The sequence below is a fragment of the Amphritea atlantica genome (genome assembly GCA_024397875.1).
In the GTDB taxonomy this organism is placed as follows: domain Bacteria; phylum Pseudomonadota; class Gammaproteobacteria; order Pseudomonadales; family Balneatricaceae; genus Amphritea; species Amphritea atlantica_B.
In genome coordinates, this window is sequence record CP073345.1 from 71,078 (window position 1) to 89,228 (window position 18,151).

Below are 18,151 nucleotides of genomic sequence, written 5' to 3' on the forward strand. Positions count from 1 at the left end.
TCTATGTGATCACCAACACTCCTGAACACCCGAAGTGCCAGATGCGGTTTTTTGTCCTTGCAGATCGATACCCAACTGACCACACCGGTCTGCAAACTGGGCCCCACGCGGCACCGCCTGCAAACGGAACAGGGTTATATCTCCCTGAAACCGATAGCGGGATGGCATCTCCCCTTCAGACGCACAGCCGGTAGTCAGCAGATCATCCTTCCCATCGCCATCCAGATCACCCCGTCCGCTATAGGCCAGATCCGCTGCATACTTCCTTTCCAGCTGTTGCGCCATATCCAGCAGGCAGAGTCTGGCAGACTCACGCCAACCACTCTGGATATAATTGATATAGGATGGATAGACGAGAGCGGACAGGATACCCATGATAGCAACCGCGATCAGCAGCTCGATAAGGGTGAATCCCCGCCTTTTCAATTGAGGGTTCATCAGCCCCGCTCCTGCATATATCGCCAGCTGGAACGGCCTGTTGTATCAGGGTCTCTTTGCCGCCTGTCAGCCTCATCCGGCTTTGGTTGTTCATCCTCGGTAGCGGGACTGATTATCTGATCCTCACCATCACCCATAAGAATCAGCTCTCCGGCACCATTACCCCGCTGCTGCCCTGAAGCATTTATCTTATCGCCATTCGCATCAGTAACCTTATCATCATCGTCGTACTTGCCATCACGGTTATTATCAATGGTTACATAGGTGAAGCGACTACCCGAGCGCTTATCCAGCTCCATCGTCCAGCCTTCTACGCCCGCCTGACAAGAATCAGATGCATAGGTGTGAGAAGAAAACAGAACCCGGTGGTCCCTGAGGGTCGGAGGGTTAAGCACCCGCTCACCCAACGGCAGCCAGTCATCATGGCCATCGGGTATTTTCAGATCGATAAACCAGCCCGCCTGAGCATTTGTTAACTGATTATTGGTCGTCAGACGCAGGTTGCGGCTGACTCCGTCAAAGTCATGATGACCCTGATAATAGATCGCCTGTTGTAACAACTGTGACCGGCCACCCGTGACCTCAGAACCTTTATCAACCACACCATAAAAGGTCTGCACACTCATATCGGACTTATCCGCTATTTCTAAATCCCTGCCAGTACCAAAAAAAACCATGTTACGTCCCAGCGGGTCTTCAGACACCGCCAGCCGGGAGGAAACCGGCTGCATATCACTGACAGCGCAGGGACTGCCCAGTATTGAACGGCGACAGGCCTGAAACAGTTTATAAGCCAGTTCCCAGTTAGCCGGATCACTGTCTGACAGGTCAAACTTCCAGATATTACCGTAGAGGTCGCCACCGTAAATCAGATCAACTATAGAGCCATCAGCGCTCACTGGGGTCAGAGTCGACATACCATTGGGCCTGTTCAGATCAGCCGGTGCTTCATCAAAGCCGGTATCGGTTGAGAGTTTGATCACCCTCTGACCTGTTGCCAGATCTACCAGATAGATCACCGCATCCCCGGACGTACTCCTGCTACTATCCGCTTCAGTGGCGTTATAACCGTTGCCAAAAACAACATACCAGTTACCGTCCTTCAGTTTGACAATTGCCGGACGGGCATAGCTATATCCCATATCTGCATCGTCGCTATCCCTGAACTCCCAATGAAATATTTTGTCCGCTTCAGCCTCACTAAACCGATCGGGATCCGTTACATCCAGGACATAAATCCCCTGACCACCGCCGTTAAGGCCTCCGGCAAGCATGGTTCGCCACTGACCATTGATATAAACATCCTGCACTGTCGGAGTGCCATCCACATAGTACAGGTGCTGATAGTGGGTACTCGCCAGGTTCTGAAGTCTGGAATGCAGGGCAGAGGGAATGTAGGCCAGCACCTCTTGACCATCCGAGGCGCGAAAACCATGCAGCATACCGTCATTAGCCCCCACATAGATGATCGGTTCACGATCTGCGCTGGCCTGTTTAAACACCCGATAGGAAGAGGTACTGTTAAAATTCTGGGGTGGACCGACATAGACCGGATTCGAGTGAATAATATCCCCCAGCAGGTTCTGACGGCTACGATAACCGGCCATATCGATGCCTCTAAGATATTCAACCAGCGATGAGCTGTTATTAAATAACGCCTCCTGTTCGCTGACTGAAAAATAGTCCCAGCGAAACCCGAGCCCCGTTGATTCACGGTTTGTGATAATCACCCGACTATCAGCATCCGGTATTACAGAAGAGGCTCTCCAGAGCGGGGTATCGCTGACCTGCAGAAGACCGCTCTGAGCATTGATAGCCGTACTGAAAGCCGACAGTTCGCCGCTCCAGCCGTCAGTATTGTAACTTGCCTGATAGATATTCAGGCCACTGGAGATAGACCCTCTGTTCGAACTCAGCTGTGCGTCACTGAACACTTGAGGGGTGCTATCAACAGACACCCGTTTCAGCGAGGCCAGCAACGCATCTTCATTACCCGCGGTAAAGTACTCGCCATGACCCTGAACGGCAGCATCATTAAGCATAGGAGAATTGAGATCAAAACCGATCGTATAGGTGTGCATATTCTGCACCCCAGGCAGATCACTCAGATCAGTGTCCCAGGCGAATTTGGCCAGATCATCGAGGTAATACCACTCATCCGGAGGCCCATAATAGGCCTGCCCGCTTCCGTCTATCAGTGCTTTCCTGTCATCATCACCTGCATCCCAGTTTGGTAGTTCATTTCCTGCATCAGAATCACTGAGGGCACTAAAATCGCCATCCTTGCGCGGCAAGCCATCCGTAATCACGATAGTGAAGTTCTTCTGGCATTGATTGATAATCGGAGCGGTATAATTATTGGAAACGTGAGAGAAATGCCCGCGCATCCCTCTGAAATAGCGGGTAACCTCATAATACGCTTCAGATATGGGCGTCCGGTTATCCGCCTGATATCCATTAAGCGTTGACGACAGATCTGCCTGACGACTACCACAGGTACGATCAATTTTACCGCCCTGTTCGAAGTTGAAGCTCGCCAACCCCAGCCTAACGGCATTAGCAGACTCAATAACAGCCTTTGCCGCCTTTTTTGCCTGTTCTATCTTTGTCTTTCCACCGGCCTGCCCCTCAGGAGGGTCATCCATACTCGTCGAAGTATCCAGCAGAATCATCACATTCGGTGCAGCCACTTCTGCAGCACCAATAGGTATGTTACTGATGGTATATTCAGCTGAAACCGCCGGCCCGCTGAAAACCACAGTAAGACAAACCACCTTCAACATCCCTGTTTTGTCCATCGCAATCACCTGAAGCGCTTGCGGTACTCGCTGATAAGTACCACTTCGCTATTACCTGTTACCCCGGTACTGCGGCCATACAGCCGGAACGTTACCACCCCCCGCCCCTGACCATACAGATACCCCAGGGTTTTATCATCCGCTGAAAAATCGATGACCTCGAAACTGACTCTGGGTTGCTCATGAGTCCGGGCCACATGGACTGGATTAAAATCGCTGGCTGGCTTAGCTCTGTCTATCCAGTTATTCACTGAACCGAGATGAGCCAATTGTTGCTGCAACGCAGAACTGTTGCGACTATCGAAGATAAAAGCTGTATCACCTGAGTTCCAGCTATCATAATCCGTGAGTTCCGGTGCAACTTTCAAAGCCGCAAGCCACATTTCTGCATACAGCAGTACCGTTTCACTCGCTTCAAACGCCACGGTCTGATCCTGAAGATTGGCAGCCATTCTCGATTGCAGTACATTGCTCTGCAGCGAAGTCGTTGCCATCAACGTCATCACCAGCAACAGAGTCAACGCAACCACCAGTGTTGCACCCCGCTGGGTGTTGTCGATGCCTGTTATGCTGATCATCAGTCCGCTCCTTTGACTGCCAGCGCATTTCTTATCAGCGCTGTCGCTGTATACACCTGATACAGTCGCCGGTCAGATGTATCCAAAGCATCAAAGGGTGCAGGCAGCACCTGAGATTTATCCGTCACTCCACTGCCCGAACTGCGCATCAAAAGATAAAAACGGGCGCTGATCACTTCGCTCCAATCCGATGCGGACATATCACTGATTCTGCGATAGCTGTCCACCAACTGATCAGCATCACTGTCAACGCCATACTCCATCACCAGCCCTGTCACACCTTCAACCAGAGGTTGATTATTTCTGTATAGCGAGGGCACGCCGCCTGATGAATAGCCAATGTAGTAGGCGCGTCCCTCAGAACTTGCTGTCTTAAGGCCTGGAAGGTAAACAATCTCACTACGTACATTATCCTGGAGGATGACCAGCGCGTTATTAGCGTGAGAAATCTCAAAAGAGTTGATTTTTTTGGCATCATTTTCTACCCCCTCAATCAATACCCCGCCGAAAGCCTTTGCTCCACTTTGACGCAGGTCTTTAAGCAGGATATTCGATGCGTAGCGACCGCCTTCCTGTACCTCTGCCATGGCATCCTGGATCTGATAAGTTTTCGCCGAAGCAACAAAAGCCGCCAGCATCGCCGCGGTAAGCAGCAAACCAATAACGGTTGAGACCATCAGCTCAACCATTGAGAAACCCGACTGAGAACGCTTAAGGTGTATTGCCGACCCCATCACAGATCAACCTCATGCTGATAGCTCGAGAGTCCACCCGAATCCCGGCGGGCATTCCAACGGATCACAATAATGATACGTTGCCCGGCTCGCTTAATTTCAGCATCACCTTCGGGAAGAATAGTACTGAGCCAGTTAAGCCAGCCATTCAGATCAGAGTAAGCCAGCTTTTTGCTGCTATCACTGATAGCCTCAGCAGAGAAATCCGTGGCCTCCTGACTGAGCGTTAATGCATAGTCATCAGTCAGCCCGGCCTGCCTGTTGAGCCGTATCCGGTCAGCCATATCATTGGCCAGCGTAATTGCCTGGGTTCGCAGATAAGCACTTTGATTTTGTTGTATACCACGCGCCTGCATGGCCATCATGCCCGCCAGCCCGATAGTGACAAGCACCAACGTCACCAACACCTCAATCAGGGTAGTGCCTTGCTCAGATGAGCACAGAGAAATATTAGCCGACTCAGGCCGCCAGACGTGGCGAGCAAAAGCGGTGAAGGGAGATTCACATCCTTGTCCGTTCATTACAACATCCGTGTTGTATTAGAGTAGATGTAAGATAGTCAAAGAAAATGAAACGTGCCAGTTATCAGCAGACTTTCTTGTTCTGCAGCAGTACCCGGCTATTCAACCGAGAGAATCTTAACTTCAAATTTAAGATTTTTACCCGCCAGCGGGTGGTTAAAGTCGACCGTGACCATCCGTTCATCAAACTCAGCGACCATGCCGGGTAACTCGCCATCAGATGCATCAGCAAAAGAAATTACCAAGCCTTTTTCTAAGGCCATATCACCGAACTGCTTACGGGGGATACGTTGCATATTATTTGGGTTGGACATGCCAAAACCCTGCTCCGGCAGTATATCGATTACCGCTTCATCGCCAGCCTGCATGCCTAACAGTGCGTTTTCAAAGCCATCGAGCAGCTGACCATCACCGACAACAAAAGTGGCTGGATTTGCTTCAAAATTAGAATCAACCACCTGACCATCTTCCAGCTTAATAGCAAAATGGAGGGTTACCTTAGCATCAGGCGCTATTGTCTGGTGTGTCGCCCCTGGTGAATTAAATTCTGACATAAATGCAGACCTTTATTTGGATTTATGACTGGTTTCAGAGAACCATAACATATCGATAATCAGCATGCCTGCACCGATTGTAATGGCCGTATCCGCCAGATTAAACGCCGGAAAGTAATAGCCATTATAGTGCAGCGAGATAAAGTCGATCACATAGCCCTGCACAACCCGGTCATACAAATTTCCCAGTGCACCACCCAACACCAGCGCCAGACCAATGCCCAGCCAGCGCTGCTGATATGAAGTACGGGCCATCCATATCAGCAGGACGGTACTGACAACAATCGCAATCAGGGCAAAAAACCAGCGCTGCCAGCCTCCGGCCTGAGCCAGAAAACTGAATGCGGCACCGGTATTATGCAGTAACGTCAGGTCAAAGACCGGTAATTGAGGATGCGGAACGCCATAGGGTAGCAACGTGCTGGCCTGATATTTGGTAAACAGATCCAGCGCGATAACCACCACTACCAGCCAGAGCCAGCTCAGTGCTGTACGGGGCTTTACCATCAAACCGACCTTATGCAAAGCGACGCTGTTCACCATCACCGGCGACATTATCTACGCAACGTTCGCAGAGATCCTCATGCTCAGCATGATTACCCACATCTTCACGATGGTGCCAGCAGCGACCACACTTTGCCTGGCTGCTCTTAACCACGGAGACACTCAGCCCCTGAAGTTCGGTTGCAACCGCGTCTGTCGCGTCGTCCGCAGACCGGACAGCAGCTTTAGACGTGATCAATACAAAGCGCAGCTCATCCTCAAGCTTTTCCAGCTGAGCCTGCAGCTCAGGGACACAATACAGAGTCACCTCCGCTTCAAGACTGCCACCGATATGGCCGGCATTACGCTGGTTTTCAAGCTCTTTGTTAACGGCGGTCTTCACCGCAAGTATCTGCTGCCAGTAATCACGCCCCAGCTCTGCCGCCCCATCCAGCTTCGCCAGATCGGTGTACCAGGTTGCCAGCTGTACAGACTCAGCGCGCTCACCAGGCAGCTCACTCCAGATCTCGTCCGCCGTAAAGCTGAGGATTGGCGCGATCCAGCGTACCATCGCTTCGATAATATGATAGAGGGCCGTCTGACAGGAACGACGGGCAACAGAATCGCCCTTAGCCGTATACTGGCGGTCCTTAATAATATCCAGGTAGAAGCCACCCAGATCCAGCGAACAGAAGTGAGAAACCTTCTGATACACTTGCAGCATCTGGTACTGGTCATAATGACCGGTCAACTCATCCTGAAGACGGGCAGCACGATCCACCGCCCAGCGATCCAGCGCCACCATATCTGCAGGCGCCAGCATATCCGTTTCCGGGTTAAAACCATCCAGGTTGGCCAGCAGGAAGCGGGCCGTGTTGCGGATCCGGCGGTAAGCATCAGCAGTACGTTTGAGAATTTCATCAGAGACTGTCATCTCAGAGCTGAAATCGGTTGAAGCAACCCACAGACGCAAAATATCAGCGCCGTACTTATTCATCACTTCCTGCGGAGAGACAACGTTACCCACCGACTTGGACATCTTTCTGCCATCACCGTCAACGGTAAAGCCGTGAGTCAGCACCTGCTTGTATGGCGCACAGCCCTTGATAGCGATACTGGTCTTCAGTGAAGACTGGAACCAGCCACGATGCTGGTCAGAACCTTCCAGATACATATTGGCAGGAAACTGCAGACCTTCCGTCCGGTCCAGCACGGAGTAATGAGTCACACCGGAGTCAAACCAGACATCCAGGGTATCAAGAACTTTTTCATACTGATCCGCTTCATCACCCAGCAGTTCGCTGGCATCAAGATCAAACCAGGCATCAATACCGGTTTTTTCCACACGTAGCGCGACCTCTTCGATCAGGCGCGGAGTTTCAGGATGCAGCTCAGCCGTTGTCTTATTAACAAACAGGGCGATCGGCACACCCCAGGTCCGCTGACGGGAGATACACCAGTCAGGGCTCTGCTCTACCATCGATTCAATACGGTTCTGACCCCAGCCCGGGAACCACTCAACCTGCTTAATCGCTTCCAGCGCATCGCGCTTCAGGCCTTTCTCTTCCATGCTGATAAACCACTGTGGCGTAGCACGGTAAATCAAGGGGGTTTTGGTCCGCCAGCAGTGTGGATAACTATGGCTGAAAGGCTTTTTCAGAATCAGCCGGTCATTGGCCTCCAGCGCCGCTACAATGGCATCCTCTACTTTGTAGACATGCTGTCCGGCAAATTCACCGGCATGCTCAGTATAAACACCATCTGGGCCAACCAGATTCAGGGTTCCGATACCGTAAACACGCCCCACATTAAAGTCTTCCACACCGTGATCTGGCGCGGTATGCACGGCCCCGGTCCCCGCTTCGGTAGTAACATGATCACCCAGAATGACCGGTACCTGTCGGTCATAGAACGGATGCTGCAGCTGCTGATGCTCCAGCGCCTCACCTTTACAGCGACCGACGATCTTATGCGCTTCGATTCCGTAACGCTGCAGCGTATCTTCCACCAAAGCCTCAGCGATCAGCAACCGTTCCCCCCCCACCTGCACCAGCACATAGTCCAGTTCAGCATTGAGTGATACCGCCTGGTTAGCAGGCAATGTCCAGGGAGTTGTGGTCCAGATCACCACACTGGCCTCGCCCTCTCCCGAAAGATCCTCAAAGCAACTGAGGAATGCATCCGGGTCAACCGGCGCAAAACGCACATCGATTGCCAGTGATGTTTTATCCTGATACTCCACTTCCGCTTCTGCCAAAGCAGAACCGCCCACAACGCTCCAGTAAACCGGCTTGTAGCCTTTCACCAAGTGACCGTTTTCGGTGATTTTACCCAACGCCCGGATAATGTTGGCTTCGGTTGCGAAGTTCATGGTCAGATATGGGTTTTCCCAGTCACCCAGTACGCCCAGACGGATAAAGTCTTTCTTCTGACCTTCCACCTGACGAGAAGCATATTCACGGCACTTTTTACGGAAATCGCCGTATGAGACTTTCACACCGGCTTTGCCAATCTTTTTCTCAACATTATGCTCAATCGGCAGACCATGGCAGTCCCAGCCCGGCACATAAGGGGCATCAAAGCCAGCTATGGTACGGGACTTAACGATTATATCCTTCAGAATCTTGTTCACCGCATGACCGATATGGATATCGCCGTTCGCATAGGGAGGCCCATCATGCAGGATAAATTTCTCACGACCTGCGCAGACTTCGCGAATCTTCTGGTACAGATCCATCTTCTGCCACTGTTTCAGCATCTGAGGCTCTTTCTGAGCCAGATTGCCGCGCATCGGGAACTTAGTATTCGGTAAGTTCAGGGTCGGTTTATAATCGGTCATTGTCGTATCGCTTCTGGATCATCTAATTTTGGCCCTGCTTACAAGGCACCTGTCAGAAAGTAATTTCTGACCTGTTTAATATCGTTTTCTATCTGTTGTTTCAGTTTTTCCAGCCCCTCAAACTTCTTTTCAGGACGGATAAAGGCTTTAAATTCCACACTCAGCAACTGACCGTAAAGGTCACAGTCCAGATCAAACAGATGCGCTTCCAGCACTGGCTGTTTACCATTTACCGTCGGGCGCATGCCTACATTAGCCACCCCTTCAGCAGACAGATTCTTACCCGTCACTGTCACTGCATATACACCGTTCAGCGGGCAGTGGAAACGATGCATCCGTATATTTGCCGTGGGGACGCCGATGGTGCGCCCTAATTGCTGGCCATGCATAACCCGCCCGGTCACCCGGTAAGGCCGGCCTAACAACCGTTCAGCCAGAACCAGGTCATTGCTCTGCAGCGCCGCCCGGATCCGGGTACTGCTGACCCGTTCGCCGTCCACATCAAAGGTCTCGGTGTTAACCACACTGAAGCCATAACGTTCACCGCTATGTCGCAGCATGTTGTAGTCGCCACTGCGATCACAACCAAAACGGAAGTCATCACCCACGACAAAATGCCTCACCGACAGTCCCTTTAACAACAACTCATCGACAAACTGGTCGGCACTCATGGTCCGCAAACGCTCGTTGAAGGTCAGGCATAGCACCCGGTCCACGCCATTTGCCTTGAGTAAGCGAACCTTTTCATCAAAACGGGTCAGGCGGGGTGGTGCCTGATTACCGGAAAAAAACTCTCGTGGCTGGGGTTCAAAAATAATCACAACCGCCGGCAACCCCAGCTCTCGCCCTTTGCGAAGAACCTGAGCCAATACCTGCTGATGACCCAGATGCACGCCATCAAAGTTGCCGATCGTTGCGACACAGCCTTTATGCTTGTCACGCAGATTATGCAGACCCCGAATCAGCTCCATGTCACCTCAATCTCATCAACAAATAAAATAAGCGCAAAATTATACCTCAGTTACAGCGATATCCGCCATCCGTCGGCGGCGATACTGACCGATTAATGACGCAGGTCCCGCAGTCTCATCCCCGTCACCAGCAATACCAATGCATAAACAATCGCACCACCGCCTACCAGAATCGTCATATTGGTGACTCGCTGCCCGATATCAAAGCTCAGCCACTGCGCCGGAGCTCCGGCCAGCAACAATAAAAAAACGATCATCAAAATATTCGCCAGACCGACCCGCATCAGCCACTTAAACCAGCCAGGCTGCCAACAGAATACGCCCTCTTTCAACAAGCCCCGCAACAACAACCCGGCATTCAGGAATGCCGAAAGCGTCGTCGCCAGCGCCAAACCGGCATGAGCCAGCGGCCAGATGAGTATCAGATTGAGCACCATATTGACCACCATCGCAACGATACCAATCTTAACCGGGGTTTTAGTATCCTGACGGGAAAAATATCCGGGAGCCAGCACTTTGATCAACATAAAAGCCAACAATCCGCAGGCATATGCACGCAGGCTCATCGCCGCCATCGTAACATCCCGGTCAGTCATCTCTCCATAATGAAACAGCGTTGCAATCAGTGGCTCAGCCAGCACCAGCAACGCCATCGCGGCCGGCAAGCCGATCAGCAGCACCATCCGCATCGCCCAATCCAGCGTGCGGGAGAAGTGTTCGGTACTTTTCTCCGCATGCCGGCGCGACAGACTGGGTAAAATAACCGTCGCAATCGCAATACCAAACACGCCCAGCGGCAACTCCGCCAGACGATCCGAGTAATACAGCCAGGAGACACTACCGGTCTGCAGAAAAGAGGCCAGCAATGTATCCAGCAGCAAATTGATCTGACTCACCGACACTCCAAACAGTGCCGGGAGCATCAGTTTCAGTATCCGTTTAACGCCTTCGTCTTTAAATCCAAGCACCGGAGCAGGTAGCAGTTGGATACGCCACAGAAACGGCAACTGAAACAGCAACTGCAGGGATCCGGCGATCAAAACCCCCAGCGCCAAAGCCATCACCGGCTGCTCAAACAGCGGCTGCATCCATATTGCCGCCCCGATCAGCGACAGGTTCAGCAATACCGGGGTAAACGCTGGCACCGCAAAGCGCTCATAACTATTGAGAATACTGCCCGACAGGGCGGTCAGCGATATCAGCAGCAGATAGGGAAAGGTATACCGCAGCATCTCCACCGCCAGCTCGTAACGCAGCGGATCATTCAGATAAAACCCGGGAGCAAAAATAGCGGCCAGCACCGGTGCTCCCACGACCCCCAACAACGTCACGATAATCAGCACCAGCCCCAGACTGCCGGCGACCCGGTTAACCAGCTGCTTCACCGCCGCCAGATCTTTCAGACTGCGATACTCCGACAACACCGGCACAAAAGCCTGAGAAAAAGCCCCTTCAGCAAACAGCCGACGCAGGAAATTAGGTATTTTGAAGGCCACAAAAAAGGCATCAGCACTACTGCCCGCACCAAAATAGTTAGCGACCACGACATCCCGAATCAGACCCATCACCCGTGACAGCATAGTCATCAGGCCAACCAGCGCGCTGGAGCGCAGTAACCCGCGGGCTTTTGGTGTACCCTCCGGCGGTTTTTTGGGGTTATGAGGGCCAGGACTATTGGGCTGAGTGCCTTCCGGAGATATTTCTGTTCTACTCAAGGGTTGCTTTCCTGCCAGCCAAACAAAATAGATTGGAGCAGATAATACCGATTAAGCCGCCAAAATGCTTGTGATAACACAGCAAAGCACCAATAAACCGGGACAACCCGAGGGGATTTATTCGCATTTAGCTGTTGACACCTGCACTGTAAACATGAATAATCTCGCGTCTTAATTTTCGATGTCCAGTAGTTCAAAAATGAACGCCGGGACATCTCAATATCGATTATTTTACATCGATTAACTTTTACATAGTTTAGAGGAGTCGGATTGTGGCAAATTCCGCAGGATCCCGTAAACGCGCTCGCCAAGCCGAGAAGCGCCGTCAAAATAACGCGAGTCTGCGTTCCATGGTTCGCACTTACGTTAAAAGAGTAGCGGCAGCTATCGAATCTGGCGATCACGCAGCTGCAACAGCAGCATTCGTTACAGCTCAGCCTTTAATGGATAGCGCTGTAACCAAAGGCATTTTCAACAAGAACCAGGTTGCTCGCAAGAAGAGCCGCCTGAATGCCTCTATCAAAAAGCTGGCTGCATAATCTCCCTGAGATGTAAGCAGCAATAAAAAAACCGGCCATGGCCGGTTTTTTTTGTTTCTGAACCTGACTCAACGAGCATCAGGTTAAGCCAGCACCAGATTATCCCGGTGCACCAACTCCTGCTCCCCCACAAAACCAAGCACCGTCTCGATATATGAACTCGGATGACCGATAATCTTTTGCGCATCCTCAACACCATAGTTGACCAGGCCCCGACCAATAACGTGGCCATGCTCATCAGAGATCACCACCATCTCTCCACGGGAAAAAGACCCGGTGACCGCACGCACACCCGTAGGCAGCAGACTCTTGCCCCGCTCAACCAAAGCAGCCACCGCACCCGCATCGAGCGTCAGCGTTCCCCGCGCCTGCAAATGACCCGCAATCCACTGCTTACGGGCAGCCATCGGCGACTGCTCAGGCAGCAACACCGTACCCAGATTTTCAGCTTGTCGCAGCTTCAGTAACACATCATCTTCACGACCACTGGCAATGACCGTAACCGCACCCGAACGCGCCGCCAACCGGGCTGCACGCACCTTAGTGGCCATACCCCCCTGCCCCAGCCGACCACCACTACCAGCCATCGCATCCAGCGAACAATCACTGGCCATAGCCTCAGAGATCAGAGTCGCAGCGGGATTGGAACGAGGATCCGCAGTATACAAACCACTCTGATCGGTCAGCAGAATCAGCGCATCAGCCTCAATAAGGTTAGCCACCAGCGCCCCCAGAGTATCATTATCACCAAAGCGAATCTCTTTGGTCACCACGGTATCATTCTCATTAACTACTGGCACAACCCCCACCGACAACAGCGTTTTCAGGGTCGCCTGAGCATTAAGATAACGCTTGCGGTTGGAGTGATCTTCATGGGTTAACAGAATCTGAGCCGTCAGCGCATTATGCCGCTTAAAGTTGGTTTCATAGGCCTGTACCAGTCCCATCTGCCCAACCGCTGCCGCAGCCTGCAGCTTATAAACTTCATGAGGGCGGTCTTTCCAACCAAGGCGAACAATCCCCTCGGCGATAGAACCGGAGGAGACCAGTACAATCTCAACTCCTTCGCGGCGCAGCTGAGCCAACTGATCAACCCAAAGACCAATGGCCTCCAGATCAAGCCCCTCACCATCATTTGTAAGTAACGCACTGCCAATTTTAACCACCCATCGCCGGGAGGTTTTCAGTCTATTACGCGCTTGACTCACTGCCTTCACTCTCTTGAAAGACCCGCCCCGCCCCGGACACAAGCATCAGCCAGGACAACCCGAACAGGTTCTAATTTTTCACATATTCAACTTCAACGTCATAATCATCATCGTCAAAGTCATCATCGTCAAAGTCATCATCACCACGGCGCTTAGCACGGACCTCTGCGCGCATCTGCTCGATTCGCTCCCGACCTTCCCGGTCGATTGCCCGACGCACCTGAAGCTCAGCCTCGACCAATTCAGGATCTTCAGCCAACTGCGCAGCCAACTGATCAAGCAGCACCTGAATATCCTGCACCAGCTGCTGGGTACCCATCTTATTAATCGCCGATATGCGATAAACAGGACCTTCCCAGCCCAACGCATCAACCACCGCCTGACAACGCTCTTCCTGCTCTTCTTCCGGCACCATATCCAGCTTATTCAGCACCAGCCAGCGCGGCTGCGCCGCCAGAGTCGGGCTAAACTTTTCCAGCTCCCTGACAATAACCAGGGCAGCATCAGCCGGAGCCACATCATCCCAGGGCGCCATATCTACAAGATGCAGCAAAATACGGTTACGCGCCAGATGCTTAAGAAACTGAATCCCCAGCCCGGCCCCTTCAGCAGCCCCCTCAATAATTCCGGGAATGTCCGCAATCACAAAGCTCTTATGCTTTTCGGTACTGACGACACCCAGATTTGGCACCAGCGTTGTAAACGGATAATCAGCCACCTTAGGCGTGGCCGCAGACACTGAGCGAATAAAGGTAGATTTACCCGCATTCGGCAATCCCAACAATCCCACATCCGCCAGAACCTTCAGCTCCAGCTTCACATTCCGGGTCTCACCCAGACTACCACTGGTTGTCTGACGCGGCGCCCGATTGACACTACTCTTAAAACGAGTATTACCCAGACCATGAAAACCACCCTGAGCGATCTTCTCAATCTGACCCACCTTAGTCAGGTCAGCCAACACCTCATCGGTATCGATATCAACCACAGTAGTACCCACCGGTACTTTCATGATCAGGTCTTCACCCTTGGCGCCCGTGCAGTTACGGCTCTGACCGCCCTTACCATTCTGCGCGCTATAACGGGGCTGAAAACGGTAATCGATCAGCGTATTGAGCGACTCATCCGCCTCAACAAACACTGAACCACCATCACCACCATCACCACCATCAGGACCACCACGAGCAACATATTTCTCACGCCGGAAGCTGAGGGTACCATTCCCTCCTTTACCGGCTTCTACAGTAATCGTCGCTTCATCTACAAACTTCATTCTACACCTCCAGCTACACTGGCAAACTGTGCATGCTTCCCGCCAACAAACTGGCTGTTGATAACGCCCGCACCACAGACTTTTTCAACAACTAGCTTAATCAGCCATTAAAAACAAAAAAAGCCCCGCAACCGCGGAGCTTTTTTATAGCATAAAAGCCGGATTAAGCGGTTTCTACAGTAATGTATTTACGCTTTTGCGGGCCTTTAACAACAAACTTAACAACGCCGTCTGCAGTTGCAAACAGAGTATGGTCTTTACCCATACCAACGTTTACACCAGCGTGGAATTTAGTACCACGCTGACGCACCAGGATGTTACCTGCTGCTACTACCTGACCACCGAAACGCTTAACACCTAAGCGTTTCGACTCGGAATCACGACCGTTACGGGTACTACCTGCCGCCTTCTTATGAGCCATTTGTCAATCTCCTCTCAAACAGTCTTAGGCATTAATGCCAGTGATTTTTACTTCGGTGAAGTGCTGACGGTGACCCATCTGTTTCATGTGATGCTTACGACGCTTGAACTTCATGATATGAACTTTCTTAGCGCGACCGTGGCTTACAACCTCAGCTGTAACCTTAGCACCTTCAACAACTGGTGCACCGATCTTAACATCATCACCGTTAGCTACCAGCAAAACACGGTCAAATTCAACATTTGAACCAGCTTCTACAGCCAGCTTTTCCAGCTTCAGCGTGTGGCCTTCCTGAACTCGGTATTGCTTACCACCGCTCACAATTACTGCGTACATTTTAATCTCCAGTTTAAAACCCGCCCTGCTACTAAATAAGACGCCTACTTCTAATGGATACTAACAACCATATGGTAGGGAGCGAATTTGGATGGGTTAGGGCGCGAGATTATATAGAAACATAAGATTCGACTCAAGCATAAATATAGATAATAAGCCGACTTTCTTGACACCCGGATAAGCACCCCCTAGCATGCGCCAATACAAATTTCAGAGCTTAGTATCAGTTCCTATGCTGCCACATCAGTTAAATCCAGTTATCGAGCCGCAATTTGAAGCGGTAAACGACTATATTATCAACCACTTACACTCAGGTGTACCACTGGTTGAAAAGATCGGACATTACATAGTAGAAAGTGGCGGCAAGCGGATCAGACCCCTACTAGTATTGCTTGCAGCCAATGCCGCAGGCTATCAGGGAGAACAACACATCTCTCTGGCAGCGGTTATCGAGTTTATTCACACAGCAACATTACTCCACGACGACGTAGTGGATAACTCCGAACTACGCCGCGGCAACGATACTGCGAACGCTAAGTGGGGCAACGCCCCCAGCGTCCTGGTCGGTGACTTCCTCTACTCCCGCTCATTCCAGATCATGGTTGAGATCAATAAGATGGAGATCATGAAGGTTATCTCCAACGCCACCACCATTATCGCCGAAGGCGAAGTGCTACAATTACTGAACGCCCGTAACCCGGATACCTCCGAAGAGTCCTATATGCAGGTGATTCTGGGCAAAACCGCAATGCTGTTCGAAGCCGCCACAGAGACCGGTGCGATTCTGGCGGGCGCTGACAAAGCTCAACAGGAAGCGCTGCGCCTCTATGGGCGCCATATCGGTATTGCCTTCCAGATTATTGATGATGTTATGGATTATCTCAGCAGTGCCGAGGAGATGGGCAAGAATGTCGGCGACGACCTGGCCGAAGGCAAAGCCACCCTGCCGCTGATCCATGCGATGCGCGAAGGCAGCGACGAGCAGCGCAAACTGATCCGTCAGGCAATTCGTAAAGGCGGCCTCGACGACCTGCAACCGATCATGGATATTGTTCATGCCACCGGCTCAATCGACTACTCCCGCAATACCGCCTACGCTGAAGCCGATAAAGCCATTAAAGCACTGGACGCTCTGCCAGACAGTTCGTTCAAACAGACCATGATTCAACTGGCAGACCTGGCGGTTAAGCGGAGCAGTTAATAACAGTGGCTAGAACGTCACAAAAAACGTGACTTGCTAGTTGTTAGAAAAGCCCTTCTTAACAAGCTCTAATGATAACGTGCATAGTAAGTGGGCACGGCTGATTTGCTCTTATAACTCAAAGCAGCCTAATAGCTGCTTTGAGTTTGATTTTTCTAGCAAGCGAAGCGTCTAGCTAGTCACGTTTTTTGTGACGATCTAGCCACTATCTCCTATCCCTCATGATATAAACCGACTCCACCTCTGCACGTCCGTTCCGACCACCCCCCCTCTGTGCCATAAGCTTTTCAATGCTAAAGCGCTCACCATAGAGCGCCCGGACTTCATCGTCTGTTACGGAAAAGGGCGGGCCTTCTGGATCATTGAACTCAAGGGTTATCAATAACATTCCAACACCTGCGGGAAGCTGCTCAATCAGCGTATGAGCGTAGCGCTGACGCATCGGTTCAGGGAATGCAACCAGCGCGGCACGATCATACACCCAGCTGACTGTTTCAAACTCTTCGGCTGGCAACGCAAAAAAATCACCACAGAGCAACCGCAACCCATCTTTCTCTCGCAGACTAAAGTCGCCAACCTGCTGCTCTGCGACCGGCACGTTTTGTTCAGACCAGAATGCCTGACAGGCACGCTCATTCAATTCAACCCCGGTAACTTCATGACCCTGCTCCCGCAACCAGATCATATCCAGGCTTTTACCACACAGGGGCACCAGCACACGCCCTTTTCCCCCGCTTTGCAAGCGTGACCAGTAAGTACTCAGGAACAGATTAACCTGCTGCTGATGAAAACCTATGCGGCCAGTTTTCCAACGTTCGTGCCAAAACTCACTGTGCATTTTGCCTAAACCCTCATAAAAACGACCATATATGTCTGAATTTCAGCTTTTTGACCATACAGGTCGTGATCCCAGACCACTAAACCGGTATAATCCCCCGATATTTTGGCTAAAAAAAAAGTGGATATACAGCTCAAATGACAAAACCTTCCTCATTTAATCGAGAAGAACTTCTTCAGTGCGGTCACGGCGAAATGTTCGGCGAGGGCAATGCACGACTGCCCGTCGGCAACATGCTAATGATGGACCGCGTCACAATGATCACCGGCGAAGGTGGCAAATATGGCAAAGGCTATATCGAAGCAGAACTGGATATCCATCCTGACCTGTGGTTCTTCGAATGTCACTTCCCTACCGATCCTGTTATGCCCGGCTGTCTGGGTCTGGACGCTATGTGGCAGATCGTAGGTTTCTTTCTGGGCTGGCGCGGTAACAAAGGCCGTGGGCGTGCGCTAGGCTGCGGTGAGGTTAAATTCACCGGCCAGATTTTGCCAACTGCAAAGAAAGTGACGTACCGTATCGACCTGTCACGGGTTATCGAACGCAAACTGGTTATGGGTATCGCTGACGGTTCAGTTTCAGTCGATGGCCGCGAGATCTACACCGCTAAAGATCTGCGTGTTGGTCTGTTCGTATCTACCGATAGCTTCTAATCTTATAAGCCTGGATACAGGCTTTAGCTCTGCTGTAGATCTATACTTACA

General features: G+C 51.5%; 18 protein-coding genes. 3 read left to right on the top strand and 15 right to left on the bottom strand.

Annotation, left to right across the window (positions count from 1 at the left end):
- Positions 1-9: 9 nt before the first annotated feature.
- The 10 genes from KDX31_19825 to murJ form a co-directional block, all read right to left on the bottom strand.
- Positions 10-438, bottom strand: coding sequence for a type IV pilin protein (locus KDX31_19825; protein UTW05641.1), 429 nt, complete (start codon positions 436-438; stop codon positions 10-12).
- Positions 438-3,236 (bottom strand): VWA domain-containing protein, encoded by a 2,799-nt coding sequence (locus KDX31_19830; GenBank protein ID UTW05642.1) that lies wholly within the window; start codon positions 3,234-3,236, stop codon positions 438-440. The genes KDX31_19825 and KDX31_19830 overlap by 1 nt, the downstream gene beginning before the upstream one ends.
- Positions 3,237-3,241: 5 nt before the next feature.
- Positions 3,242-3,814: a hypothetical protein gene (locus tag KDX31_19835; protein UTW05643.1), complete on the bottom strand. Its 573-nt coding sequence runs from the start codon at positions 3,812-3,814 to the stop codon at positions 3,242-3,244.
- Positions 3,814-4,548: a PilW family protein gene (locus KDX31_19840; GenBank protein UTW05730.1), complete on the bottom strand. Its 735-nt coding sequence runs from the start codon at positions 4,546-4,548 to the stop codon at positions 3,814-3,816. The genes KDX31_19835 and KDX31_19840 overlap by 1 nt, the downstream gene beginning before the upstream one ends.
- Positions 4,548-5,069 (bottom strand): type IV pilus modification protein PilV, encoded by a 522-nt coding sequence (gene pilV, locus KDX31_19845; GenBank protein ID UTW05644.1) that lies wholly within the window; start codon positions 5,067-5,069, stop codon positions 4,548-4,550. Before pilV ends, KDX31_19840 begins: the two co-directional genes overlap by 1 nt.
- Positions 5,070-5,167: 98 nt before the next feature.
- On the bottom strand, positions 5,168-5,623 hold the full coding sequence (locus KDX31_19850; protein ID UTW05645.1) for a peptidylprolyl isomerase: 456 nt from the start codon (positions 5,621-5,623) through the stop codon (positions 5,168-5,170).
- A gap of 12 nt (positions 5,624-5,635) precedes the next feature.
- Positions 5,636-6,130, bottom strand: a complete 495-nt coding sequence (lspA, locus tag KDX31_19855) for a signal peptidase II (GenBank protein UTW05646.1) — start codon at positions 6,128-6,130, stop codon at positions 5,636-5,638.
- Between the two features lie 10 nt (positions 6,131-6,140).
- The gene (gene ileS / locus KDX31_19860; GenBank protein UTW05647.1) at positions 6,141-8,945 is read right to left on the bottom strand and encodes an isoleucine--tRNA ligase; all 2,805 of its coding nucleotides are present in this window, start codon (positions 8,943-8,945) and stop codon (positions 6,141-6,143) included.
- A 38-nt stretch (positions 8,946-8,983) separates the two neighbouring features.
- Positions 8,984-9,916 carry a bifunctional riboflavin kinase/FAD synthetase gene (gene ribF / locus KDX31_19865; protein ID UTW05648.1) on the bottom strand — a complete coding sequence of 311 codons (933 nt, stop codon included), beginning with the start codon at positions 9,914-9,916 and terminating at the stop codon, positions 8,984-8,986.
- Positions 9,917-10,008: 92 nt separating this feature from the next.
- On the bottom strand, positions 10,009-11,529 hold the full coding sequence (murJ, locus tag KDX31_19870; GenBank protein ID UTW05731.1) for a murein biosynthesis integral membrane protein MurJ: 1,521 nt from the start codon (positions 11,527-11,529) through the stop codon (positions 10,009-10,011).
- Between the two features lie 374 nt (positions 11,530-11,903).
- Here murJ and rpsT point away from each other — a divergent pair, with 374 nt between their 5' ends.
- Positions 11,904-12,170, top strand: coding sequence for a 30S ribosomal protein S20 (gene rpsT, locus KDX31_19875; protein ID UTW05649.1), 267 nt, complete (start codon positions 11,904-11,906; stop codon positions 12,168-12,170).
- Between the two features lie 83 nt (positions 12,171-12,253).
- On the opposite strand, the gene KDX31_19880 is transcribed toward rpsT, so the two are convergent.
- The 4 genes from KDX31_19880 to rplU form a co-directional block, all read right to left on the bottom strand.
- The gene (locus KDX31_19880; GenBank protein UTW05650.1) at positions 12,254-13,378 is read right to left on the bottom strand and encodes a glutamate 5-kinase; all 1,125 of its coding nucleotides are present in this window, start codon (positions 13,376-13,378) and stop codon (positions 12,254-12,256) included.
- Positions 13,379-13,448: 70 nt separating this feature from the next.
- Entirely contained in the window at positions 13,449-14,651 is a 1,203-nt protein-coding gene (gene obgE / locus KDX31_19885; GenBank protein ID UTW05651.1) for a GTPase ObgE, read from the bottom strand.
- Positions 14,652-14,814: 163 nt separating this feature from the next.
- A complete protein-coding gene (rpmA, locus tag KDX31_19890; protein UTW05652.1) occupies positions 14,815-15,072 on the bottom strand; it encodes a 50S ribosomal protein L27 in 258 nt (85 codons plus the stop codon).
- 24 nt (positions 15,073-15,096) lie between these two features.
- Positions 15,097-15,408: a 50S ribosomal protein L21 gene (rplU, locus tag KDX31_19895; GenBank protein UTW05653.1), complete on the bottom strand. Its 312-nt coding sequence runs from the start codon at positions 15,406-15,408 to the stop codon at positions 15,097-15,099.
- A 232-nt stretch (positions 15,409-15,640) separates the two neighbouring features.
- Between rplU and ispB the strand changes: the two genes are divergently transcribed.
- A complete protein-coding gene (gene ispB / locus KDX31_19900; protein ID UTW05654.1) occupies positions 15,641-16,609 on the top strand; it encodes an octaprenyl diphosphate synthase in 969 nt (322 codons plus the stop codon).
- Positions 16,610-16,814: 205 nt separating this feature from the next.
- Here the strand turns inward: ispB and KDX31_19905 are convergent, their stop codons facing one another.
- A complete protein-coding gene (locus tag KDX31_19905) occupies positions 16,815-17,447 on the bottom strand; it encodes a thiopurine S-methyltransferase (protein ID UTW05655.1) in 633 nt (210 codons plus the stop codon).
- 137 nt (positions 17,448-17,584) lie between these two features.
- On the opposite strand from KDX31_19905, the gene fabA reads away from it, so the two are divergent.
- A complete protein-coding gene (fabA, locus tag KDX31_19910; GenBank protein ID UTW05656.1) occupies positions 17,585-18,100 on the top strand; it encodes a bifunctional 3-hydroxydecanoyl-ACP dehydratase/trans-2-decenoyl-ACP isomerase in 516 nt (171 codons plus the stop codon).
- Positions 18,101-18,151 lie beyond the last annotated feature (51 nt).